Origin of the sequence: Streptomyces sp. NPDC006193 (genome assembly GCF_040613915.1) — a bacterium.
In the GTDB taxonomy this organism is placed as follows: Bacteria; Actinomycetota; Actinomycetes; order Streptomycetales; family Streptomycetaceae; genus Streptomyces.
In genome coordinates this window covers 73,141-94,854 of sequence record NZ_JBEXTB010000023.1, presented here as the reverse complement: position 1 = coordinate 94,854, position 21,714 = coordinate 73,141, and the positions used below count along the sequence as shown (strand labels likewise).

20 protein-coding genes are annotated in these 21,714 nt (G+C 73.2%); 7 read left to right on the top strand and 13 right to left on the bottom strand.

Going from position 1 to position 21,714, the window contains the following annotated elements; translation table 11 throughout:
• Window positions 1-41: 41 nt before the first annotated feature.
• Window positions 42-1,601, bottom strand: a complete 1,560-nt coding sequence (locus ABZ261_RS21045; protein WP_356861280.1) for an FAD-binding oxidoreductase — start codon at window positions 1,599-1,601, stop codon at window positions 42-44.
• A gap of 322 nt (window positions 1,602-1,923) precedes the next feature.
• Between ABZ261_RS21045 and pstS the strand changes: the two genes are divergently transcribed.
• The 4 genes from pstS (at window position 1,924) to pstB (ending at window position 6,051) form a co-directional block, all read left to right on the top strand.
• A complete protein-coding gene (gene pstS, locus ABZ261_RS21040) occupies window positions 1,924-3,054 on the top strand; it encodes a phosphate ABC transporter substrate-binding protein PstS (RefSeq protein ID WP_356861278.1) in 1,131 nt (376 codons plus the stop codon).
• 114 nt (window positions 3,055-3,168) lie between these two features.
• Entirely contained in the window at window positions 3,169-4,173 is a 1,005-nt protein-coding gene (pstC, locus tag ABZ261_RS21035) for a phosphate ABC transporter permease subunit PstC (RefSeq protein WP_356861277.1), read from the top strand.
• On the top strand, window positions 4,170-5,234 hold the full coding sequence (gene pstA / locus ABZ261_RS21030; RefSeq protein WP_356861275.1) for a phosphate ABC transporter permease PstA: 1,065 nt from the start codon (window positions 4,170-4,172) through the stop codon (window positions 5,232-5,234). The genes pstC and pstA overlap by 4 nt, the downstream gene beginning before the upstream one ends.
• 40 nt (window positions 5,235-5,274) lie before the next feature.
• Window positions 5,275-6,051 carry a phosphate ABC transporter ATP-binding protein PstB gene (gene pstB, locus ABZ261_RS21025; RefSeq protein WP_356861273.1) on the top strand — a complete coding sequence of 259 codons (777 nt, stop codon included), beginning with the start codon at window positions 5,275-5,277 and terminating at the stop codon, window positions 6,049-6,051.
• Between the two features lie 109 nt (window positions 6,052-6,160).
• On the opposite strand, the gene ABZ261_RS21020 is transcribed toward pstB, so the two are convergent.
• Window positions 6,161-7,159, bottom strand: coding sequence for an inorganic phosphate transporter (locus tag ABZ261_RS21020; protein WP_356861271.1), 999 nt, complete (start codon window positions 7,157-7,159; stop codon window positions 6,161-6,163).
• A 7-nt stretch (window positions 7,160-7,166) separates the two neighbouring features.
• Window positions 7,167-7,787, bottom strand: a complete 621-nt coding sequence (locus tag ABZ261_RS21015; protein WP_356861269.1) for a DUF47 family protein — start codon at window positions 7,785-7,787, stop codon at window positions 7,167-7,169.
• A gap of 215 nt (window positions 7,788-8,002) precedes the next feature.
• Between ABZ261_RS21015 and ABZ261_RS21010 the strand changes: the two genes are divergently transcribed.
• Window positions 8,003-8,308: a metal-sensitive transcriptional regulator gene (locus ABZ261_RS21010; protein WP_073901267.1), complete on the top strand. Its 306-nt coding sequence runs from the start codon at window positions 8,003-8,005 to the stop codon at window positions 8,306-8,308.
• A gap of 85 nt (window positions 8,309-8,393) precedes the next feature.
• Here ABZ261_RS21010 and ABZ261_RS21005 read toward each other — a convergent pair whose 3' ends face one another.
• Complete coding sequence (locus tag ABZ261_RS21005) at window positions 8,394-8,555, bottom strand: hypothetical protein (RefSeq protein WP_356861309.1); 162 nt, start codon at window positions 8,553-8,555, stop codon at window positions 8,394-8,396.
• Between the two features lie 101 nt (window positions 8,556-8,656).
• A complete protein-coding gene (locus ABZ261_RS21000) occupies window positions 8,657-9,538 on the bottom strand; it encodes a hypothetical protein (protein ID WP_356861267.1) in 882 nt (293 codons plus the stop codon).
• Between the two features lie 136 nt (window positions 9,539-9,674).
• Between ABZ261_RS21000 and ABZ261_RS20995 the strand changes: the two genes are divergently transcribed.
• Entirely contained in the window at window positions 9,675-9,860 is a 186-nt protein-coding gene (locus ABZ261_RS20995) for a hypothetical protein (protein WP_356861265.1), read from the top strand.
• 6 nt (window positions 9,861-9,866) lie between these two features.
• On the opposite strand, the gene ABZ261_RS20990 is transcribed toward ABZ261_RS20995, so the two are convergent.
• The 4 genes from ABZ261_RS20990 to mshD form a co-directional block, all read right to left on the bottom strand.
• Window positions 9,867-10,304 carry an NUDIX hydrolase gene (locus tag ABZ261_RS20990; RefSeq protein ID WP_356861263.1) on the bottom strand — a complete coding sequence of 146 codons (438 nt, stop codon included), beginning with the start codon at window positions 10,302-10,304 and terminating at the stop codon, window positions 9,867-9,869.
• A gap of 18 nt (window positions 10,305-10,322) precedes the next feature.
• Entirely contained in the window at window positions 10,323-11,492 is a 1,170-nt protein-coding gene (locus tag ABZ261_RS20985; RefSeq protein ID WP_356861261.1) for a CHAD domain-containing protein, read from the bottom strand.
• Window positions 11,473-13,707 (bottom strand): RNA degradosome polyphosphate kinase, encoded by a 2,235-nt coding sequence (locus tag ABZ261_RS20980; RefSeq protein ID WP_356861259.1) that lies wholly within the window; start codon window positions 13,705-13,707, stop codon window positions 11,473-11,475. Before ABZ261_RS20980 ends, ABZ261_RS20985 begins: the two co-directional genes overlap by 20 nt.
• 1,454 nt (window positions 13,708-15,161) lie before the next feature.
• A complete protein-coding gene (gene mshD / locus ABZ261_RS20975; RefSeq protein ID WP_356861257.1) occupies window positions 15,162-16,088 on the bottom strand; it encodes a mycothiol synthase in 927 nt (308 codons plus the stop codon).
• A gap of 213 nt (window positions 16,089-16,301) precedes the next feature.
• Between mshD and ABZ261_RS20970 the strand changes: the two genes are divergently transcribed.
• Window positions 16,302-18,086, top strand: coding sequence for a bifunctional metallophosphatase/5'-nucleotidase (locus ABZ261_RS20970; protein ID WP_356861255.1), 1,785 nt, complete (start codon window positions 16,302-16,304; stop codon window positions 18,084-18,086).
• A gap of 85 nt (window positions 18,087-18,171) precedes the next feature.
• On the opposite strand, the gene ABZ261_RS20965 is transcribed toward ABZ261_RS20970, so the two are convergent.
• From ABZ261_RS20965 to ABZ261_RS20950, 4 genes are all read right to left on the bottom strand, one after another.
• Window positions 18,172-19,629 carry a HAMP domain-containing sensor histidine kinase gene (locus tag ABZ261_RS20965; protein ID WP_356861253.1) on the bottom strand — a complete coding sequence of 486 codons (1,458 nt, stop codon included), beginning with the start codon at window positions 19,627-19,629 and terminating at the stop codon, window positions 18,172-18,174.
• Window positions 19,626-20,360: a response regulator transcription factor gene (locus ABZ261_RS20960; protein ID WP_356861251.1), complete on the bottom strand. Its 735-nt coding sequence runs from the start codon at window positions 20,358-20,360 to the stop codon at window positions 19,626-19,628. The genes ABZ261_RS20965 and ABZ261_RS20960 overlap by 4 nt, the downstream gene beginning before the upstream one ends.
• 87 nt (window positions 20,361-20,447) lie before the next feature.
• Window positions 20,448-20,681 (bottom strand): hypothetical protein, encoded by a 234-nt coding sequence (locus ABZ261_RS20955; protein ID WP_356861249.1) that lies wholly within the window; start codon window positions 20,679-20,681, stop codon window positions 20,448-20,450.
• Window positions 20,682-20,723: 42 nt separating this feature from the next.
• Window positions 20,724-21,713, bottom strand: a complete 990-nt coding sequence (locus ABZ261_RS20950) for a trypsin-like peptidase domain-containing protein (RefSeq protein ID WP_356861247.1) — start codon at window positions 21,711-21,713, stop codon at window positions 20,724-20,726.
• Between the last annotated feature and the right edge of the window lies 1 nt (window position 21,714).

Sequence of the window (21,714 nt, the reverse complement as noted above, 5' to 3'; positions counted from 1 at the left end):
CGGTGACACGCCCCGGTCGCGGCGCACGCCCACGTCCCGGGTCACAGGCCCTGGGGGTGGGTGAAGAAGCGTCGGGGGTCGTACTGCTGCTTGACCTTGGCCAGCCGGGGCGCCGCGTCGCCGTAGTACGCCGTGCGCCAGTCCTTCAGCGTCGGGTCGGTGTAGTTCTGGTAGGCGGCGCCCGAGGCGTACGGCTCCATCGCGTGGTGCGCCGAGGTCAGCCAGGACTGGGCGGCGGCGCCGGAGGCCCCCGCGCCCCAGGAGGCGATGTACTGGGCCAGCATCCGGGAGCGCCGGTGGACGAAGGCCGTCGCGGTCGGCGCGACCCGGTTGACCGCGCCGCCGAGCGCGGTGAACGCGATGCTGCCCGCGCCGCCCCGCACCCCGGCGATCTGCTTCAGCACGGTCTGGATGCCGGCCGCGGACAGCGAGCGGTCGAAGAAGTCGGAGCGGGCGGCGTACGTCTCGCGGCCGAGCCTGCCCTGCGGGGAGCGGCCCGGGGTGGAGCCGGGCAGATGGCACTGGGCGTCGGCGGCGAAGCCGGAGCAGCCGGCGTAGACCTCCATCGCGTCCTCGTAGCCGCGGCGGCGCAGGGAGACGGAGGCGGCGTTCGCGCCGGCCAGGTGGGCCAGGCGGTCGACGGCGTTCTGCAGTTCGCCGTAGGTGCCGAGGGAGAAGCAGGACACGGAGACGGCCGGGGTGCGGCCCGGCGAGCACGACAGGTGCAGGGAGGACCAGATCTCGTCGGGCTGGCTCGGGCCCCACTCCTGCCAGGCCTTGAGGACCTTGGCGGCCTTCGCCCAGGGCCAGGTCAGGTAGGCGGTGACCGCCTGCGGTGCGGGGTGCGTCCTGAAGTGCAGTTCGGTGACCACGCCGAAGTTGCCGTTGCCGGCGCCGCGCAGCGCCCAGAACAGGTCGGCGTGGTGGGTGGCGTCGGCGGTGATCTGCTTGCCGTCGGCGGTGATCAGGGTGGCCCGGGTGAGGCTGTCGCAGGTCAGGCCGTAGGCGCGGGAGGCGACCCCGTGGCCGCCGCCGAGCACCAGGCCGGAGACGCCGACGGTGGGGCAGGAGCCGGCGGGTATGGTCGCGCCCTTCGCGGCCAGCGCGCGGTAGACGTCGATCAGTTTGGCGCCGGCGCCCACGACGGCCTGGCCGCCGCCGGCCCGGACCCGGTTCAGCCGGGACACGTCGAGGATCAGCCGGTCGTCGCCGGAGGAGTAACCGGCGTAGGAGTGCCCGCCGTTGCGTATCGCCACGCGGACGCGGTGCGCGTGGGCGTAGGCGAGGGCGGTGCGGATGTCGTCGGCGTGGGCCGGGTAGGCCACGGCGGCCGGTTTCAGGCCGTCGAAGCGGGTGTTGTAGAGCTGGCGGGCGGTCTTCCAGGCGGCGTCGCCGGGCCGCACCAGGGTGCCGTCCAGGTCGCGGGCGAGGGCCGCCCAGTTCGCGGCGGCGGCCTGGCCGGTGGTCCGCAGCGCCGGGCCGGAGGCGGCGAGCGAACGGGGGGAGGACCCGGCGGACGCGCGGGGGCCGGAGCTGCACCCGGTCAGTGCGGTCGCGGCCAGGGCGGCCGTGCCGCCCGAGATGAACGTACGCCGTTCCATGTCCGTCGCCTTTCCTCGGCTGTCGTGGAACGAGACGGCGTGCCGCGCGCGGGGGTTCCCTCGGCGGACGCGCGGGCGTCGCGCAGCCGTCCGCGCGGCCCGGCCGCCGGGACCTCCACGTGCTCTCCCCGTGAGCATTCCGTGACCTCACCGGGCTGACGGCAGGGGTTCACTCCTCGTTCACTTCCGGCCATCGGCGGCTTCACCTGTTCTGCCTAATTTCGGCCGTACCGGGTGCTGCGTGCGGCCTTGAACGCGCTCGTGCACCTCTATGACCTCGCGCGCCGCCGACAGCGGCGGCTCCTGGAAGGAACTCCCGAAAGTGAAGCTTCAGCGCAAGAACCGGCTGCGCGCCCTCTCCCTCGGTGCTGTCGCCGTCTCCGGCGCCCTGGCCCTGACGGCGTGCGGCTCCGACGACAACGGAGACGGCGGCACGGCGTCCTCCGGCTCCTCCGCGTCCGCCGCCGCGGGTTCGGTCAAGTGCGACGACGCCAAGGGTCAGCTGCTCGCAGACGGCTCCTCCGCGCAGAAGAACGCGATCGACGCGTGGGTCAAGGCCTTCTCCCAGGCCTGCCACGTGCAGATCAACTACAAGGGCGCCGGCTCCGGTGCGGGCGTGACCTCCTTCAACCAGGGCCAGATCGCGTTCGCCGGTTCGGACTCCGCGCTGAAGCCGGAGGAGGTCGCCGCCTCCAGGAAGGTCTGCTCCGGCGGCCAGGGCATCGACCTGCCGATGGTCGGCGGCCCGATCGCCCTGGGCTACAACGTCCCGGGCGTCGACGACCTGGTGCTGGACGCCCCGACCATCGCCCGGATCTTCGACAGCAAGATCACCAAGTGGAACGACCCGGCGATCAAGAAGCTGAACCCGTCGGCGAAGCTCCCCGACCTCAAGATCCAGGCGTTCCACCGCTCCGAGGACTCCGGCACCACGGACAACTTCACCAAGTACCTGATCGCCACCGCCCCGGACGACTGGAAGTACTCCGGCGGCAAGGCCTGGCAGGCCAAGGGCGGCCAGGCGGCCTCCGGCTCCGCCGGCGTGGCCCAGGGCGTCAAGCAGAACTCCGGCGCGATCGGCTACTTCGAGCTGTCCTACGCCAAGGACATGGACACCGTCGCGATCGCCACCGGCGCCAAGGCCCCGGTGAAGCCGTCCACTCAGTCCGCCACCGCCGACATCGCCGCGGCCAAGGTCGTCGGCACCGGCAAGGACCTGGCGCTGCAGCTCGACTACAAGACCAAGGCCGAGGGCGCCTACCCGATCACCCTGGTCACCTACGAGATCGTCTGCGACAAGGGCAACAAGGCCGCCACCCTGCCCGCCACCAAGGCGTTCCTGCGCTACATCGCCGGCGAGGACGGCCAGAAGGTGCTGACGCAGAACGACTACGCCGCCATCCCCGACGAGATCATCGCCAAGGTCCGCACCACCATCGAGGGCCTGAGCTGACCTGATCCGAGAGTGCGGCCCGCGCCCGGCAGGGCCGGGCCGCACCGTCCGGTGCACCGCCGCCACGAGCCGCGGCCCCGTGCGGGCCCGCGGCTTCGCAGACCGGAGAACCCGATGGACATATCGACGACAACCGACGTACCTCCCCCGAGCCCGCGGGCCGCGGTCGCCGGGCGCCGGAGTGCGGCCCGTGGCGCGAGCCGCCCCGGTGACCGCGTCTTCCTGGCCCTGTCCCGCGGTTCCGGCATCCTGCTGCTGGTGATCATGGCCGCGATCGCGGTCTTCCTCACCTATCGCGCCACCCTCGCGATCAGCAAGGACCACGGGAACTTCCTGACCACCTTCGAGTGGAACACCAACCTCGAGCCGCCGGTGTTCGGCATCGCGGTGCTGGCCTTCGGCACGGTCGTCTCCTCGGTCGTGGCCATGGCCCTCGCGGTACCGGTCGCCGTGGCGATCGCGCTGTTCCTCACCCACTACGCCCCGCGCCGGCTGAGCGGTCCCATCGCCTATGTGATCGACCTGCTCGCCGCGGTGCCGTCCATCGTCTACGGCCTGTGGGGCGCCCTGATCCTCGTCCCGCACATGCAGGGCCTGTACGGCTGGCTGGACGCGTACTTCGGCTGGACCGGCGTGCTCGCCTGGAACGGCGGCGCCCCCCGCGCGATGCTGACCGTCGGCATCCTGCTGGCGATCATGATCCTGCCGATCATCACCAACGTCAGCCGCGAGGTGTTCCGGCAGGTCCCGCGGATGCACGAGGAGGCGGCGCTGGCCCTCGGCGCCACCCGCTGGGAGGTCGTCCGCATGGCCGTCCTGCCGTTCGGCCGCTCCGGAGTGATCTCCGCGTCCATGCTCGGCCTCGGCCGCGCCCTCGGCGAGACCATGGCCGTGGCGACCGTGCTCTCCCCGAGCTACGACATCCAGGCCAGCCTGCTCGACCCGGGCGGCGGCACCTTCGCCCAGAACATCGCCAGCAAGTTCGGTGAGGCAACCGAGCAGGGCCGGGACGCGCTGATCGCCTCCGGTCTGGTCCTCTTCGTCATCACCCTGCTGGTCAACGGCGCGGCCCGCGCGATCATCGCCCGCCGCAAGGAGTACTCGGGGGCCAACGCATGAGCACGACAGCCGTCACCGACGAGCGCCCCGGCGGTTCGCTGCGCGGCGCGAGCCTGCCGAAGTGGTCCCCGTGGGCCATCGCCGCGGGTTCGGCCGCCGCCGCGGCCGGCATCGGCGTGGCCGCCGGTCTGCACAGCAGGATCCAGTGGGGTCTGATCGCCGCGATCCTCTTCGTCCTCGGCACCTACGGCGTCGCCGCCCGGGTCGAGGGGCGCCGGCAGGCCAAGGACCGGATCGCCACCTCGCTGGTCTGGGTCGCCTTCCTGCTCGCCGTCGTCCCGCTGGTCTCCCTGGTCTGGACGACCGTCTCGCGGGGCGTGAAGGTCCTCGACGGCTACTTCCTCACCCACTCCATGGGCGTCGTCGCCGACTCCGAGCCCGGCGGCGGCATCTACCACGCCATCATCGGCAGCCTGGAGCAGGTGGGCCTCGCGACCCTCCTCGGCGCCCCGATCGGCGTGCTCACCGCGATCTACCTGGTCGAGTACGGGCGGGGCCGCCTCGCCCAGGCGGTGACCTTCTTCGTCGACGTCATGACGGGCATCCCGTCGATCGTCGCGGGCCTGTTCATCCTCAGCCTGATGCTGATCCTCGAGGCGCAGCCGTTCGGCTTCGCGGGCTCGCTGGCGCTGGCGATCCTGATGATGCCGGTCGTGGTCCGCTCCACCGAGGAGATGCTCAAGCTCGTCCCGAACGAGCTGCGCGAGGCGTCCCTGGCGCTCGGCGTGCCCAAGTGGCGGACCATCCTGAAGGTGGTCCTGCCGACCTCCATCGGCGGCATCACCACGGGCATCATGCTCGCCGTCGCCCGTATCGCGGGCGAGACCGCGCCGGTGCTGCTGCTGGTGTTCGGCAACCCGTTCATCAACAACAACCCCTTCGAGGGCGCGCAGGCGTCGCTGCCGCTGTACATCTACCAGCAGTACGCGCAGAGCGCGGGCGCCAACGCGGCGTACGACCGCGCGTGGGCGGCGTCCCTCACGCTGATCGCCTTCGTGATGATCCTCAACCTGGTGGCCCGCGGCATCGCCCGCTGGAAGGCCCCGAACACCGGTCGCTGACCCGCGGCCCCGGCGACTGATCCCTGGAAGTGAAGCAGACATGGCCAAGCGAATCGACGTCAGCGGTCTGACCGCCTACTACGGCTCCCACAAGGCGATCGAGGACATCTCGATGACCGTCGAACCGCGTTCGGTGACGGCGTTCATCGGCCCCTCCGGCTGCGGCAAGTCGACGTTCCTGCGCACGCTGAACCGCATGCACGAGGTCACCCCGGGCGGCCGCGTCGAGGGCAAGGTGCTCCTGGACGACGAGGACCTGTACGGCGCCGGGGTGGACCCGGTGTCGGTCCGCCGCGAGGTGGGCATGGTCTTCCAGCGCCCGAACCCCTTCCCCACGATGTCGATCTTCGACAACGTGGCGGCGGGCCTGCGGCTGAACGGCGACCACAAGAAGTCGGAGCTGAACGACGTCGTCGAGAAGTCGCTGCGGGGCGCCAACCTCTGGAACGAGGTGAAGGACCGCCTGAACAAGCCGGGCTCCGGTCTGTCCGGCGGCCAGCAGCAGCGGCTGTGCATCGCGCGGGCGATCGCGGTGGAACCGAAGGTCCTGCTCATGGACGAGCCCTGCTCGGCCCTGGACCCGATCTCGACGCTCGCCATCGAGGACCTGATCGGTGAGCTGAAGGAGCGGTTCACGATCGTCATCGTGACGCACAACATGCAGCAGGCGGCGCGCGTCTCGGACCGTACGGCCTTCTTCAACCTGGCCGCCGTCGGGCAGCCGGGCCGCCTGGTGGAGATCGACGACACCGAGCGGATCTTCTCCAACCCGTCCGTCCAGGCCACGGAGGACTACATCTCCGGCCGCTTCGGCTAGACGGGAGCACGACCCCTCGCGGTGCTGCATGGCGGTGCCGCCGCGAGGATGCAGGAGGGCCCGCCCCCGGATCGTCGGGGGCGGGCCCAGCGCGTGTCGGAAGGCGCGGTCACAGCGCCACGAGGTTGACCAGTCCGAAGGCCAGCGCCGCGACCGCCGCGGCCGCCGGCATCGTGATGAACCAGCCCAGGACGATGTTCTTGGCCACGCCCCAGCGGACGGCGTTGACGCGCTTGGTGGCGCCCACGCCCATGATCGCGGAGGTGATCACATGGGTCGTGGAGATCGGCGCCTTGAACAGGAACGCCGTGATGAACATGATCGACGCACCGGTGGTCTCGGCCGCGAAGCCCTGCGGCGGGTCCAGCTCGATGATCTTCCGGCCGAGGGTGCGCATGATGCGCCAGCCGCCCGCGTAGGTGCCGAGGGACAGCATCACCGCACAGACGATCTTCACCCAGACCGGGATCGGATCGCCGTACGTCTGGTGGCCGGAAATCACCAGTGCCATCACCACGACGCCCATGGTCTTCTGGGCGTCCTGGAGGCCGTGTCCCAGCGCCATGCCCGCCGCCGAGACGGTCTGGGCTATGCGGAAGCCCCGCTTGGCCTTGTGCGGGTTGGACCGGCGGAAGATCCACAGGATCGCTGTCATGACCAGGTAACCGGCGACCAGGCCGACGACCGGGGACACGAACATCGGGATGACGACCTTTTCGAGGACCCCGTGCCAGATCACCGTCGTCCCGCCGGCCAGCGCCGCCCCCACCATGCCGCCGAACAGCGCGTGGGAGGAGGAGGACGGCAGGCCGAAGTACCAGGTGACCAGGTTCCAGACGATCGCGCCCACCAGGGCCGCGAACAGGATGCCCATGCCGGTGGACCCGGCGGGCGTCTCGATCAGCCCCTCGCTGACCGTCTTGGCGACCCCGGAGCCCAGGAAGGCGCCGGCGAGGTTCATCACGGCCGCCATCGCGAGCGCCGCCCGCGGGGTGAGCGCCCGGGTCGACACCGATGTCGCGATCGCGTTCGCCGAGTCGTGGAAGCCGTTGGTGTACGTGAAGAAGAGCGCGACCGCGATGGTCACGATCAGGGCGAAGGTGTCCATCGACGCCTCAGGACTCCTTGACCGCGATGGTCTCCACCGTGTTCGCCACGTGCTCGAACGCGTCCGCCGCCTCTTCCAGCACGTCCACGATCTGCTTGAGCTTCAGCACCTCGATGGCGTCGTACTTGCCGTTGAAGAGGTGGGCGAGCAGCTTGCGGTGGATCTGGTCGGCCTGGTTCTCCAGCCGGTTGACCTCGATCCAGTACTCGGTGAGGTTGTCCATCGTGCGGAGGTTGGGCATGGCCTCCGCCGTCAGCTCGGCCGCACGCGCCAGGACCTCGATCTGCTGCTCGACGCCCTTCGGCAGTTCCTCGATGTTGTAGAGGACGACCAGGTCGACGGCCTCCTCCATGAAGTCCATGATGTCGTCGAGCGAACCGGCGAGGGAGTAGATGTCCTCCCGGTCGAACGGCGTGATGAACGAGGAGTTCAGCTGGTGGAAGATCGCGTGCGTGGCGTCGTCACCTGCGTGTTCCGCTGCCCGCATACGCTCTGCGATCTCGGCCCGGGCGGAGGAGTCCGCCCCGAGCAGTTCCATCAGGAGCTTGGAGCCGGTGACGATGTTGTCCGCGGACGCGGCGAACATGTCGTAGAAGCTCGTCTCCCTGGGGGTCAGACGAAAGCGCACGTGGGATCCTCGGGGTGCTTCGGTTTCGGTCAGGCTGATGCTAGGCGCATCATCCGGCCACGGCTATCGGGCCGCATCCCAGTGTCGCCCATGCGGTGAAGTGCTCGGTACGGGGGCGTACCAAGGCCCTGTTACCCCGGAAAGTTCGTTACGATATACCCGGTAGGGGTATGTGTCCTTTTTGTCCGCTGCTCGTCCCGAGACGGAGGCCCGCGATGACGACGACCGAGGCCGGCGCCACGCACGGCTACCACAAGCAGAAGGACGAGCACCTCAAGCGGCTGCGCCGGATCGAGGGCCAGATCCGCGGGCTGCAGCGGATGGTGGAGGAGGACACCTACTGCATCGACATACTCACGCAGGTCTCCGCCTCCACCAAGGCGCTGCAGTCCTTCGCGCTGCAGCTGCTGGAGGAGCACCTGCGGCACTGCGTCGCCGACGCGGCGCTCAAGGGCGGTGACGAGATCGACGCGAAGGTGGACGAGGCGACGAAGGCGATCGGCCGCCTGCTGCGCACCTGAGCCGCGGGGCGCCAGCCGACCAGGGCGCAAGCCGGTCAGGCCGTGACGCCGGTCAGGCCGTACGCCGCTCAGGCCGTGTCACCGATCAGGCCGGATTTCGCTCCTCGGCCACCCGCAGCACCTGGTCGATGCTCTCCAGGCTGAGACGGTCCTCGGCTGCCGAGGCCGCGATGATCAGCTCTCCGCACAGCTCGATCTCGGCGAGTGCCACGTGGTCCTGCACCGCCGTACCGCCGACCGCCGCCACCCGCCTCACCTCTTCCCCGCCGTCACCGGCTTCCTAGAGTAGGCAGCGGCCCACGCGCCGCGCATGGCACGGACGGGCTACTTACGGGGTGGCGTCCCGGACTAGTGCACCGGCCGGTTCCCGCCGGCGCCGGGGCCGTCCTCGGCGATCCGGCCCGCGTAGATGTCCGCCGGGGCCGGCAGCGTCACCTCGACGGGGGCGCCGAAGCCGTACAGCAGCAGGGTCGAGGCGACTTCCACGGCGGCCCTGCGGCGGCCGTTGACGAAGCTGAAGCGCTGCCGCAGCTTGCGGATGCGGCCCTGGTCGTCCAGGTAGGCGTCGAACGGCACCGCGGCCGTGGCGAACCCCTCGGCCGCCGCCGCCAGGGAGGCCCTGACGCCGGGGGCGGCGTACCGGGCGGCGCGGGCCAGGTCGGCGGTGCCCCGGTAGTGCCGCACCGCCGTCCCCGCGACCTCGGTCCGGCCGACGAAGGTCGCCTCCCGCGTCCCGCGCAGCACCTCGGCCGCCGCGTACGGGTCGGTCGCGCCGCCCGTGACCAGGTTTCCGTCGGACAGCGTCGCGGTGTCCACCCGCACCCACTTGTCGGCGGGCACGCCCGCGCCCCGGTTCTTCATGTACAGCGCGCCGGGGGCGAGCAGTTCGGTGATGGGCCGGTGCCCGGAGGCGCCGGTGGGGTCCTCGGGCAGCATGACGGTGAGCCGGCCGAGACGGCGCCGGTAGTCGTAGACGCCCCTGCCGCGGATGGTGACCCGGGTGCCGCCCGCGGCCATCTCCATCGACGTGCCGGCCTTGGAGCTGCCGGCCGAGCGCAGCGCGTCGGCCGCCCGGTGCAGGGCGGCGACCGGATCGCCGGCGCCCTTGACGTCCCCGGTGTCCTCGGCGGCGGCCCCGCTGCCGGAGCAGCCCGTGGCGCCCGTCCCGAGGCCCAGCAGGATGCCCACCGCCACGGCCGTCCCGCCGCGCCTGCGCTGCCGCCGCTCCATCGCCTGCCTACCCCCAGCCGGTATGTCCGTCACGGGCCCCCGTCGTCCGGATAACGACGGGTGGGGCGGCGTCGTCACGCGCGGCGGGGCCCGCGGGCACCGTTCGGCCGCGGCCCGGCTGGGTACGGTTGTCGGCGTGGCAGTCACCGCGGGGCAGCAGGACGGGCCGGAGCGCGCCCGGTCCGGACCGGAACACCTCACGACGACCGGCGAGCAGGGCCGCTTCTGCGTGGCCCGCTGCAGTTGCGGCTGGCGCGGTCCCGCCCGCCGGGCCCGCAGTCAGGCCCGCACGGACGCGGAGGGGCACGCGGCGGCCCCGTGACGGGGCTCAGTCCCGCCGTGGCGCCCCGCCGGGCGGCGTCCCGCCGAGCGACCGCAGCAGGGCGTCGACGAGGTCCCGGTCGCGGGGCTGGGTGAGGCGGGCGCGGGCCGCGGCCGGGGGGAGCCAGGCGACGCGGTCCACCTCGTCGTTCGGCGTGAAGCCGCCGGACACCGCTTCGGCCGCCCACCAGCGCACCTGCTTGGGGCGGCCGTGGGCCGTGTAGCGCACGGCCGGCAGCGCGCCGCCGGGCTCGGCGGTGCAGCCGGTCTCCTCCGCGACCTCGCGCAGGGCGCCGGCCAGCGGGTCCTCACCCGGCCGGAGCTTGCCCTTGGGATGGGACCAGTCGTCGTACCGGGGGCGGTGGACCAGGCAGATCTCCAGGTCGCCCGCCGGGGAGCGGCGCCACAGCACGCAGCCGGCCGCCTGCACCACGGTGTCGTTCACACGGTCTCCTCGAGGACGTCAGGGCCGGTCGGCGGTCTTCTTCTGCCACGCCTGCTGGAAGGCGAACCGGGCGGCCTCCACCTCGTGCCGCTGGTCGGCGTGGAGCACGCCGAGCGCGTACGCCGTCGCCGGGGTGATCCGCGGGGTGCGCGCCGCCTGCGCCGCCGCCGCTGCCGCCTCCGAGGCGTCCCGGTGCCGGTTGAGCGCCCGGCCCGCCGCCAGCAGCCGCGGGTCCGCCGGCGGGTCGCCGGCGCCGCCGTGCAGCGCCTCGCGGGCGTAGCGGTACAGGCGCAGCAGCAGGCGGACCTGGTGCCAGGGGCCGTCCTGGGGGTGCGGGGGCGGGTCCGGGGACAGTCCGTCGGCCAGGGCCTGCGCGTTGTAGGGGTGGCCGGCGGTGACCAGGGGGAGGGCGGCGACGGCGTCCGTGAGGCGTTCCCCGGCCGCCGCGGCGAGGGGGCCGAGGTCGGTGGCGCGGGCGGTGAGGGTGAGCGGGACCTCGCTGGCGAGGACGGCGACCTTGTCGGCGACGGCGTGGAAGCGGCTCGATCCGAGGGCCTGCAGGGCGGTGGAGTGGGCCCGGGTCCGGGCCAGGGTGAGCTGGCGTTCCAGCAGGGCGCCCGCCTTGGCCGCGCCGACCGTCAGGCTGCCGCGCCCGGCCGGCGCCGTCGGCAGGGCCGGGCCGCCGGCGGCGCAGGTCCCGGCGCCCGCCGTGGCGGCCGCCACGGCCGCCGGGGCCTGCGCCCGGCCGGGCAGGACCGCGGCCCCCGACAGCCGGTGCAGCGCCAGCAACAGCCTCTCCAGGCGCGCCTCGTACGCGTGCTCCAGGCCCAGCGTGCCCGACAGCCAGGCCAGTTCCGGGCGCATCTCCTCGGACCAGCCGGCGTCGAGGAGCGGCCGGAAGGTGTGCAGGCTGCCGCTGATGCGGCGGGCCGCGCGGCGCAGGGCGCGCGTCGCGTCGACGGCCTCCCCGGCGCCCTCTCCGCCCGGGTGGGTCCGCGCGGAGGCCGCCCCGGCCTGGCCCCCGGTCTCCCGGTGCAGGCGCAGGGCGCGCAGGAACTCCGTGGCCTGGCTGCGCAGATAGGCCGCCAGGGCGTCCCCGGTGGGAGTGCCTCCCTGCTCGAGCGGGGCCGGCGGCCCGTGGGGCGTGCCGGCCGTGGGGTCCGTCGGGTCAAGGTGTCGCTGTGCCACGCCGGCGCCTCCGGGCGTCTATGAGCATCTCCTGTACGTTCCGCAGGGGTTGGCCGTCCGCGTCGGTCGCGTGGCGCGTCCACTCGCCGTCGGGGCCCAGGTGCCAGGAGGCGGTGGTGTCGGACATGCCGGTCTCCAGGAGCCGGTTGAGCGCCGCGCGGTGCCCGGGGTCGACGACCCGGACCAGGGCCTCGATCCGGCGGTCGAGGTTGCGGTGCATCATGTCGGCGCTGCCGATCCACACCTCGGGTTCGCCGCCGTTGCCGAAGGCGAACACACGGGAGTGCTCCAGGAAACGGCCGAGGATCGAGCGGACCCGGATGTTCTCCGACAGGCCGGCGACGCCGGGGCGGACGGCGCAGATGCCGCGCACCCAGATGTCGACCGGCACGCCCGCCTGGGAGGCCCGGTAGAGCGCGTCGATGACCGCCTCGTCGACCATCGAGTTGACCTTGATGCGGACGAACGCCGGCCGGCCCGCGCGGTGGTGCTGGACCTCCTTGTCGATCCGCGCGACCAGGCCGTCGCGCAGGGACTTGGGGGCGACGAGGAGGCGGCGGTAGGTCTCGCGGCGCGAGTAGCCGGAGAGCCGGTTGAAGAGGTCGGAGAGGTCGGCGCCGACCTGCGGGTCGGCCGTCAGCAGCCCCAGGTCCTCGTAGAGCCGGGCCGTCTTCGGGTGGTAGTTGCCGGTGCCGACGTGGCTGTACCGCCGCAGCGTCTCGCCCTCCTGGCGGACGACCAGGGACAGCTTGCAGTGCGTCTTCAGGCCGACCAGGCCGTAGACGACGTGGCAGCCGGCCTCCTCCAGCTTGCGGGCCCACTTGATGTTGGCGTGCTCGTCGAACCGGGCCTTGATCTCCACCAGCACCAGGACCTGCTTGCCGGACTCGGCCGCGTCGATGAGCGCGTCGACTATGGGGGAGTCGCCGGAGGTGCGGTAGAGGGTCTGCTTGATGGCGAGGACGTCCGGGTCGGCGGCCGCCTGCTCCAGGAAGGCCTGCACGGAGGTGGAGAAGGAGTCGTACGGGTGGTGCAGGAGCACGTCGCGGGTGCGCAGGGCGGCGAAGATGTCGGGCGGGGACGCCGACTCGACCTCGGCGAGGTCGCGGTGGGTGCCGGCGACGAACTTGCGGTACTTCAGCTCCGGCCGGTCCAGGCTGTGGATGCGGAAGAGGCCGGTGAGGTCCAGCGGGCCCGGCAGCGGGTACACCTCGGCCTCGGAGATCTTCAGCTCGCGGACCAGCAGGTCCAGCACCTCCCGGTCGATGGACTCCTCGACCTCCAGGCGCACCGGCGGGCCGAAGCGGCGGCGCATGAGTTCCTTCTCCAGCGCCTGCAGGAGGTTCTCGGCGTCGTCCTCCTCGACCTCCAGGTCCTCGTTGCGGGTGAGCCGGAACGCGTGGTGCTCCAGCACCTCCATGCCCGGGAACAGCTCCTCCAGGTGGGCGGCGATGACGTCCTCGACGGGGACGTAGCGGCCGGGGCTGCTCTCCAGGAAGCGGGACAGCAGCGGCGGCACCTTCACCCGGGCGAAGTGCCTGTGGCCGCTGACCGGGTTGCGCACGACGACGGCCAGGTTCAGGGAGAGGCCGGAGATGTACGGGAAGGGGTGCGCGGGGTCCACCGCGAGCGGTGTGAGGACCGGGAAGATCTGGTGCCGGAACAGGGTGAACAGGCGGGCCTGCTCCTTCTCCGTCAGCTCGTTCCAGCGGACCAGGTGGATGCCCTCCTCCGCGAGTGCGGGGGCGACGTCCTCGTGGTAGCAGGCGGCGTGCCGGGCCATCAGCTCGCGGGAGCGGGCCCAGATCATCTCCAGCACCTCGCGCGGCTGCAGGCCGGAGGCGGAGCGGGTGGCGACGCCGGTGGCGATGCGGCGCTTCAGGCCGGCCACCCGGACCATGAAGAACTCGTCCAGGTTGCTGGCGAAGATCGCGAGGAAGTTCGCGCGTTCCAGCAGGGGCGTGTCCGGGTCCTCGGCCAGCTCCAGGACCCGCTCGTTGAACGCGAGCCAGCTGCGCTCCCGGTCGAGGAAGCGGCCTTGCGGCAGCGGCGCCGCCCCGTCGGCGCGGGACTCCTCGTAGGCGTCGAGGTCGGCGTCGAGGTCCGGTTCGAGATCGGAGACCACGGCGGCCACGGTGTGCGGGCGGTGCGCCGCGATGGAGCCCACGGAGGGCTGGGGGTGCTGTACCTCGGCCTGGGTGTCTGACTGGCTCATGGACCCATTCTTCCGCGCGAGGGGCGGCGCAGGCTCGTCGGAATGTGCGGGCGGCAGCGGCACGGCCCGTTCCCCGCGGGCGCCTCGGCGGGCGGCGACGGCTCTGGCACGGAGGGCTTCACTCGCCGAGCGTCGCAAGGCTGTCTGAATCGACGGTTACGGGGACATGACGTGCGGGCTAGCGCGAGGCGGCCCCCAGGAGCCCCGGCCCGCCGGCCGACGGGGGGCCGGGGAGCCTGGGGGCCTGCGGGCCGGTCCGGCGTACGGCTGTGCGGGGTGGTGCGGGGGGCTTCACCGGCTCGGACCCCGGCGGCCGCAGTGCCGGTGCCACGGGTCCGCCCTGCCGCACGGCGGGGGCCCGGGGGCCGGTCCGGCCGGGGGCTGGAGGTCAGCGGGTCGGGCGGGAGCGCGGGGCTGAGCCGGCCCGGCGGGGTACGGGAGCCGCGGGGGCGAGTTCACCGGGTCGGGTCGGGGTTCCGGTGGGCGGCGCAGTGCCCTCACGGGGCGACACCGTCGTCAGGTCTCCGCCGTGCCGCACGACGCTGCCCCGGCTCCGGTGCGGACGGCGGGACCGCTGTTCCGAGCGCGGCCGTGCCGTGGGGGTGGGCCGGTGACGTGCGGTGTCGTCATCGCGGTGGGGCGGCCGGGGCTGTCGCCTGCCGGACCCGGGGGCCGAGTCGGCGGTGCCCCGGGTGTGCGCGGGCAGGGTGCGGCACGCGGCCGGAGCCGGTTCGGAGGCGTGACCGGCTGCCGCGTGGGTGTCCGGGTGGGCCGGGCCACCCGAGGTGTGCGCGGGCAGGGTGCGGCACGCGGCCGGGGCCGGTTCGGAGGCGTGACCGGCTGCCGTGTGGGTGTCCGGGTGGGCCGGGCCCCCAGGCAGGGGCCGGGGGACCAGGGGGGCCGCGTGTCCGGCGGGCCGGGGCCGGTCGGCCATGGCGTGGCAATCGGGGGGTGCGTGTCCGGGTGTGCCAGGTCTTGGGCCGGGACGCGGTGATCAAGGGCCGGGCCTGTCGGCTGTGTGCTGTCGGACCTGGAGCCGAGTCGGCGGTGCCTCGGAATTCACGCGGGCCGTGGGTGGACAGGCCGCCAGGTTCGGAGGAGGCGTGCGCGTCGGCGGGTGTCCGGGTGGCCGGGCCTGTCGGCTGCCGGACCCGGGGGCCGAGTCGGTGGCGCCTCGAGGTGTGCGCGGGCAGGGTGCGGCACGCGGCCGGAGCAGGTTCGGAGGCGTGACCGGCTGCCGTGGGCGAGTCCAGGTGGGGCGAGCCCCCGGTCGGTGCGCGGTGATCAGGGGGCGTGTCCGGGTGGGGCGAGCCGCCGGTCGGTGCGCGGTGATCAGGGGGCGTGTCCGGGTGGGCCGAGCCCCGGCCTGGGGTGGGGGGCCGGGTGTCCTGGTGGGCCGGGGGCCTCGGGCACCCGGAGCCGGCTCCGGCCCACGTCGGCGTGCGAGGGGGCTGTCAGGTCTCGGTGCGGTACATCAGGTCGGTCTCGTGGACCGTGAAGCCCAGCCGCTCGTACACCGACACGGCCGGCGTGTTGTCGGCGTCGACGTAGAGCATCGCGGTCGGCAGCCCCAGCCCGGCCAGGTGGCGCAGCCCGATCGTGGTGAGGGCCTTGCCGAGCCCGCCGCCCTGCTCGCCGGGCCGCACCCCGAGGACGTACACCTCGCCGAGTCCCTCCTCGGCGTGCACCTTGGTCCAGTGGAAGCCGATCAGCTCGCCGTCGCGCTCGGCGAGGAAGAAGCCGGCCGGGTCGAACCACGCCTCGGCCTTGCGGTCGTCCAGGTCCCGCTGGGTCAGCGAGCCCTGCTCGGGGTGGTGGGCGAAGGCGGCCGCGTTCACCGCGAGCCAGGCCGCGTCGTCCTTGCCGGGCTCGAAGGCGCGCACGGTCACGCCCGCGGGCAGCACCGGGTCGGGCAGCTCCAGGCCGGTCAACGGCCGCCGCATCTGCCGCAGTTCGCGGAACAGGGTGAGCCCGAGGACCTGGGCGAGGTGCCGGGCGGCCGGGTGTCCGCCGTGCGCCCACACCCGCAGCCGCTTGCCGGAGGCGGCGAGCAGCGCCGAGCCCAGTGCCCGGCCGTGCCCGTGCCCGCGGTGCCTCGGATGCACCACGAGTTCGGCGGTCGGCGCCTCCACCGGGTCGGTGTCCTCCAGCTGGCCGTAGCCGACGAGTTCGCCGTCGACGCTCAGCAGCAGGTGGGAGACGCCCTCGCGGGGGCCGCCGCGCAGCTGCAGCCGGCCCTGTTCGGACACCGGCTGCTGCCCGTCCACCCGGGCGGCCTCGCCGAGCAGGCGCAGCACGGCCTCGGCCCGGTCCGGGGCGAGCGCGGAGGAGGTCTCGATGGAGCGGGCGGGGAAGGCCCGTACGGTGTCGTCGCTGCTCATGCGTACGAGGGTACGGGGAGGGCGCGGCTTGGCGCGGGCAGCGCAACGGGAGGGGGCGTCGCCGGACGCCGGCGAAGGGAAACCAGGATGTGACCCCGAACCCCCTGTCGTGCTACGCGCGTTGACCTTAGGCTGCGCCGAGCCACCACAGCCGGTCCACCTCAGCCGAGCCACCACCACCGAGCCACCACAGCCGATCCACAGGGGGGTCCCATGCCTGCCGCACCCCGGCGCACCAGACGCCGTAGGTTCGCCTTCCTCGCCACCGCCGCCGGTCTCGCCACCGCCGCCGCGCTGACCACCGCCCTGCCGGCGGACGCGCACGAGGGCACGGGCCGTCACGGCCGCTACCAGGACGTCCAGCTCCTGTCCTTCAACGACCTGCACGGCAACCTGGAGCCGCCGTCCGGCTCCTCCGGCCGGGTCACCGAACTCCAGCCGGACGGCACGACGAAGACGGTCGAGGCGGGCGGCGCCGAGTACCTCGCCACCCATCTGCGCCAGGCCCGCCGGGGCCACCCGTACTCCGTCACCGCGGCCGGCGGCGACATGGTCGGCGCCTCCCCGCTGCTGTCGGGCCTGTTCCACGACGAGCCCACCGTCGAGGCGCTCAACGAACTGGACCTGGACGTCACCTCGGTCGGCAACCACGAGTTCGACGAGGGCGCGAAGGAACTGGCCCGCCTGCAGAACGGCGGCTGCCACCCGGTCGACGGCTGCTACACCGGCCGGAGGTTCCGGGGCGCGGACTTCCCGTACCTGGCCGCGAACGTCCAGGACGAGAAGACCGGCAAGCCGATCCTGAAGCCGTACTGGGTCTGGAAGAAGAAGGGCGTCAGGATCGGCTTCATCGGCGTCACGCTGGAGGGCACCCCGGGCATCGTCTCCGCCGACGGCGTCAAGGGCCTGAGCTTCAAGGACGAGGCCGAGACGATCAACAGGTACGCCAGGGAGCTGCAGCGCCAGGGCGTGCAGTCGATCGTGGCCCTGATCCACGAGGGCGGCTACCCGGCCTCCGGCGCCTACAACTACGACTGCGACTCCCCGGGCCCCGGCGCCGGCATCTCCGGGCCGATCGCGGACATCGCCAGGAACGTGACCCCGGCCGTGGACGCCCTGGTCACCGGCCACACCCACCAGGCGTACGTCTGCACGGTCCCCGACCCCGCCGGCCGTCCCCGCACGGTCACCTCCGCGGCCTCCTTCGGCCGCCTGTACACCGACACCACGCTCACGTACGACCGCTTCACCGGCGACATCGTCCGCACGGCGGTGAAGTCCGCGAACCACGCGGTCACGCGGGACGTGCAAAGGGCGCCGGACCTGACGGACCTGATCGCCCGGTGGAACACCCTGGCCGCCCCGATCGGCGACCGTCCCATCGGCTACGTCTCCGCCGACATCACCAACACCGGCACCGAGTCCCCGATGGGCGACCTGATCGCCGACGCGCAGCTCGCCCACGGCCGTGCACTCGACCCGAGGACGAGCCTGGCCCTGATGAACCCCGGCGGCGTCCGGGCCGGCCTGACCTACGCGGCCAAGGGCGGCGAGGGCGACGGCGTGGTCACCTACGCGGAGGGCTTCACGGTCCAGCCGTTCGCCAACACGGTGAACCTGCAGGACTTCACCGGCGCCCAGCTGATCCAGGTGCTCAAGGAGCAGGTGAGCGGCGCCAACGCGGCGGCCCCGAAGATCCTCCAGCCGTCCGCCGGCCTCACCTACACCCTGGACCTCACCCGGTCCGGCGCCGACCGCGTGGTCACCGGTTCGATCCGCCTGAACGGCGCCCCGATCGACCCGGCGGCCACCTACCGCGTCGCCGTCAACAGCTTCCTCGCGGGCGGCGGCGACGGCTTCCCGACGCTGGCGCAGGGCACGGGCGACCTGGTCGGCGCGGACGACCTGACCGCGCTGGAGAAGTACCTCACGGCGAACTCCTCGGCGTCGGACCCGATCGCCCCGCCGAAGGCGGACCGGATCACCGTCGTGCAGTAGGGAACCCGCACGTCCGGTCCGGCGGCTGCGGGAACGCCCCCGAGATCCCTCTCGGGGGCGTTCCCGTGCTTGCACCGGGCCCGCTTCAGCCGGCCGGTGTCTCGGGCGGCGGCGTCGGCGCGCCCGGCAGGCGTACCGTCGCCACCGTGCCGCCGCCCTCCGCGCGGGCCAGCGCGACCTCGCCGCCCGCCTGCCGGACCGTACGGGCGACGATGGACAGGCCCAGTCCCGAGCCGGGCAGCGCACGGGCGCCGGGCGAGCGCCAGAAGCGGTCGAAGACGTACGGGAGTTCGTCCTCGAGGATGCCGGGACCGTGGTCGCGGACCGTCAGCACGCCCGCGCTCAGCCGCACCTCGACCGTGCCGCCCGCCGGGCTGAACTTCACCGCGTTGTCCAGGATGTTGACGACCGCCCGCTCCAGCGCGGAGGGCTCCGCCCGCACGTACCAGGGCTCCAGATCGGCGGTGATCGACAGTTCGGGGCCGCGCAGGCGCGCCCGGCGCAGGGCCGCCTCCACCGTGTCCTGCAGGGCGACCACCTGGACGCGCTCGCCGCGCTGCGACTCGGCGCGGGACAGCTCCTGCAGGTCGCCGATGAGCGCGGCCAGCTCGGTCATCTGCGCCTTCACCGACTCCAGCAGCGCCTTGCGGTCCGCCGGCGGGATGGGGCGGCCCGTCTGCTCGCTGCGGGTGAGCAGTTCGATGTTCGTGCGCAGCGAGGTCAGGGGGGTGCGCAGCTCGTGGCCCGCGTCCGCGATCAGCTGCTGCTGGAGGTCGCGGGAGCTGGCCAGGGAGGCGGTCATGGAGTTGAACGACCGGGAGAGCCGGGCCACCTCGTCCTCGCTGTCGTCCTCCACCGGGATGCGGATCGTCAGGTCCTCGGTGCGGGCCACGTGCTCGACGGCCTCGGTGAGCTTGTCGACGGGACGCAGCCCGGCCCGCGCGACCGCGAGGCCGGCCGCGCCGGCGCCGAGCACGCCTATGCCGGACACCAGCAGCAGGACCAGGGCGAGGTCGTTGAGGGTGTTCTGGGTGTTCTTCAGCGGGAGGGCGATGAGCAGCGCGGCGTTGGCGGTGTCGCCCGTGGCCCGGTCCGTGATCACCAGGCCGGGCACGGCGAGGACGCGCACGTCGTTGCCGTCCGCGTCGCTGCCGTTGCGGAAGTACCCGTCACCGGGGTCCCCCCGCCGGACCAGTTCCCGGTCGGTGTGCGTGACCGCGACCGAGCCGAGGGAGTACGACAGCACACAGGGCCGGCCCGTCTCCGTGACCACCTCGGCGTAGATGTTGCGGGGGCCGTCGCCCTGGGTGTTGGACGGCGTCTGGGTGCAGTCGTTGACCGCGTCGTTGGCCTGGGACTGCAGCCGCGGCATGTTCAGCGTCCTGGTCAGGTCGTTGTTGACCTGGTCGTACAGCTTCCCCTGCACGATGAACCAGCACGTCACCGAGACCGCCGCCACCGCGAACGCCACCGCCGCCGCCACCAGCATCGCCAGTCGCGCCCGGATCGGCAGCGCCCGGTACCGGCGCAGCAGCCGCTTCACTCGGCTCCGCCCTGGCGCAGCACGTACCCCACGCCCCGCACGGTGTGCACGAGGCGCGGCTCGCCGCCGGCCTCGGTCTTGCGGCGCAGGTACATGACGTAGACGTCGAGCGAGTTGGAGGTCGGCTCGAAGTCGAAGCCCCACACCGCCTTCAGGATCTGCTCACGGGTGAGGACCTGGCGCGGGTGTGCCATGAACATCTCCAGCAGCGTGAACTCGGTGCGGGTCAGTTCGACCGGCCGGCCGCCCCGTGTGACCTCCCGGGTGGCGAGGTCCATGCGGAGGTCGGCGAAGGTGAGCGCCTCGTCCCGCTGGGCCTGCGCCGACACGGCCGCCGCGTAGGAGCTGCGGCGCAGCAGCGCGCGGATGCGGGCGAAGAGCTCGTCCAGCTCGAACGGCTTGACCAGGTAGTCGTCGGCGCCGGCGTCCAGGCCGGTCACCCGGTCGCCGACGGTGTCGCGTGCGGTGAGCATCAGGATCGGGGTGGTGTCGCCCGCGCCACGGATGCGGCGGGCCGCGGTCAGGCCGTCCATGCGCGGCATCTGGATGTCGAGGACGAGCAGGTCGGGCCGGTAGGCGGCCGCTTTCTCCAGTGCGTCCGCGCCGTCGACGGCGACCTCCGTGCCGTACCCCTCGAAGGCGAGGCTGCGCTGCAGGGCCTCGCGTACGGCCGGCTCGTCGTCGACGATCAGGATGCGCTGGGGTTCACGGTCGCCTTCGGCGGGGCTCATCGCTGGCGGTTCCTCGGGGTGCGGCGGGGTCCGGATCGGGGTGGCCCCAGCCTGCCACGTCCGGGGGCCGGGGCGCGGGCGCCGGGCTCAGGCGCCGAGCACGGCCATGCCGCGCATGGTGGCCAGCCGGTGCAGCGGGACCTTGCGGCGGTGCGGCCGGTCGGCGGGGATGCGCAGGCCCATCAGCTCGGGGGCGGGCGTCGCGACCTGCGGGGCGCGCGGGGCCGGCACGGGGACGTGCAGCTCGTGGGCGACGGAGAGGGCCAGGGCGAGGTGGGCGGGGCCGCGGCCCGCGCTGTGGTGGGAAACCTGGGGGATCATGGCGTACTCCCTGCTGTCCGGGCCGTACACGGGGTACGGGGGTTAGTTCTGCGTGCCCGACCGGAGCGCGGCCAGGTCGGCCTTGACGGTGTCGATGGGGATGGCGAAGCCGAGGCCGATGCTGCCGGCGTCCGAGGACGAGGCGGCCTGCGACGACGAGTACATGGCGGAGTTGATGCCGATGACGCGGCCGCCCGCGTCGATCAGCGCGCCGCCGGAGTTGCCGGGGTTCAGGGACGCGTCGGTCTGGATGGCCTTGTAGGTGGTGGTGGACGAGCCGGTGTCGCCGTTGAACTCGCGGCCGCCGAACTGGAACGGCCACTGCCCGTCGTCGTCCCGGCCCTGTCCCTGCCCGTCGTCGGTGGGGACGGTGACCTCGCGGTCCAGGGCGGAGACGATGCCGCTGGTGACGGTGCCGGTCAGGCCCTCCGGGGAGCCGATCGCGACGACGGTGTCGCCGACCTTGACGCTGCCGGAGTCGCCGAGCGCCGCCGGCTTCCAGCCGGAGGCGTCCTCCGCCTTGAGGAGCGCGAGGTCCTTGGAGCTGTCGGTGCCGACGATCTCGGCGGTGTGGCTCCTGCCGTCGCTGGTGCGCACCTTGATGGAGGTGGCGCCGGAGACGACGTGGTTGTTGGTGACGATCTCGCCGCCGGACGTGATGACCACCCCGGATCCGGTGGAGGAGCCGTTGCCGAGCGTCGCGTCGACCTCGACCACGCTGGGGCTGACCGCGGCGGCGATCGCGGCGACGTCGCCCTTCCTGCCCGACGGCACCACGGGGGTGCCGCTGGAGGCGGTGGCGACCGTGTCCGTGCCGGCCAGCTCCTGGAAGGCGTAGGCCGTGCCGCCGCCGACGGCCGCCGCGACGACGGCGACCGCCGCCAGCAGGCCCGCCGGGCCCCGGCCGCGCCTCCGCACCGGCGCGGGGTCCGGTGAGCCGGCGGGCCGGTACGGCGGCGGGGGCGGCCACTCGGGGTGCACGGGAGCGGGGTGGCTGTGCTGCTGCGGGGGAACGCCCTGGCTCTCGGTCATG

What these genes read in the sequence shown, in the direction of transcription:
- pstB (WP_356861273.1), top strand. Translation starts at nt 5,275, where the DNA reads ATGGCCAAGCGAATCGACGTCAGCGGTCTGACCGCCTACTACGGCTCC.
- ABZ261_RS21045 (WP_356861280.1), bottom strand. Translation starts at nt 1,601, where the DNA reads ATGGAACGGCGTACGTTCATCTCGGGCGGCACGGCCGCCCTGGCCGCG.
- pstC (WP_356861277.1), top strand. Translation starts at nt 3,169, where the DNA reads ATGGACATATCGACGACAACCGACGTACCTCCCCCGAGCCCGCGGGCC.
- ABZ261_RS20960 (WP_356861251.1), bottom strand. Translation starts at nt 20,360, where the DNA reads ATGAGCCCCGCCGAAGGCGACCGTGAACCCCAGCGCATCCTGATCGTC.
- ABZ261_RS20950 (WP_356861247.1), bottom strand. Translation starts at nt 21,713, where the DNA reads ATGACCGAGAGCCAGGGCGTTCCCCCGCAGCAGCACAGCCACCCCGCT.
- ABZ261_RS20970 (WP_356861255.1), top strand. Translation starts at nt 16,302, where the DNA reads ATGCCTGCCGCACCCCGGCGCACCAGACGCCGTAGGTTCGCCTTCCTC.
- ABZ261_RS21010 (WP_073901267.1), top strand. Translation starts at nt 8,003, where the DNA reads ATGACGACGACCGAGGCCGGCGCCACGCACGGCTACCACAAGCAGAAG.
- mshD (WP_356861257.1), bottom strand. Translation starts at nt 16,088, where the DNA reads ATGAGCAGCGACGACACCGTACGGGCCTTCCCCGCCCGCTCCATCGAG.
- ABZ261_RS21020 (WP_356861271.1), bottom strand. Translation starts at nt 7,159, where the DNA reads ATGGACACCTTCGCCCTGATCGTGACCATCGCGGTCGCGCTCTTCTTC.
- ABZ261_RS20955 (WP_356861249.1), bottom strand. Translation starts at nt 20,681, where the DNA reads ATGATCCCCCAGGTTTCCCACCACAGCGCGGGCCGCGGCCCCGCCCAC.
- ABZ261_RS21000 (WP_356861267.1), bottom strand. Translation starts at nt 9,538, where the DNA reads ATGGAGCGGCGGCAGCGCAGGCGCGGCGGGACGGCCGTGGCGGTGGGC.
- pstA (WP_356861275.1), top strand. Translation starts at nt 4,170, where the DNA reads ATGAGCACGACAGCCGTCACCGACGAGCGCCCCGGCGGTTCGCTGCGC.
- ABZ261_RS20980 (WP_356861259.1), bottom strand. Translation starts at nt 13,707, where the DNA reads ATGAGCCAGTCAGACACCCAGGCCGAGGTACAGCACCCCCAGCCCTCC.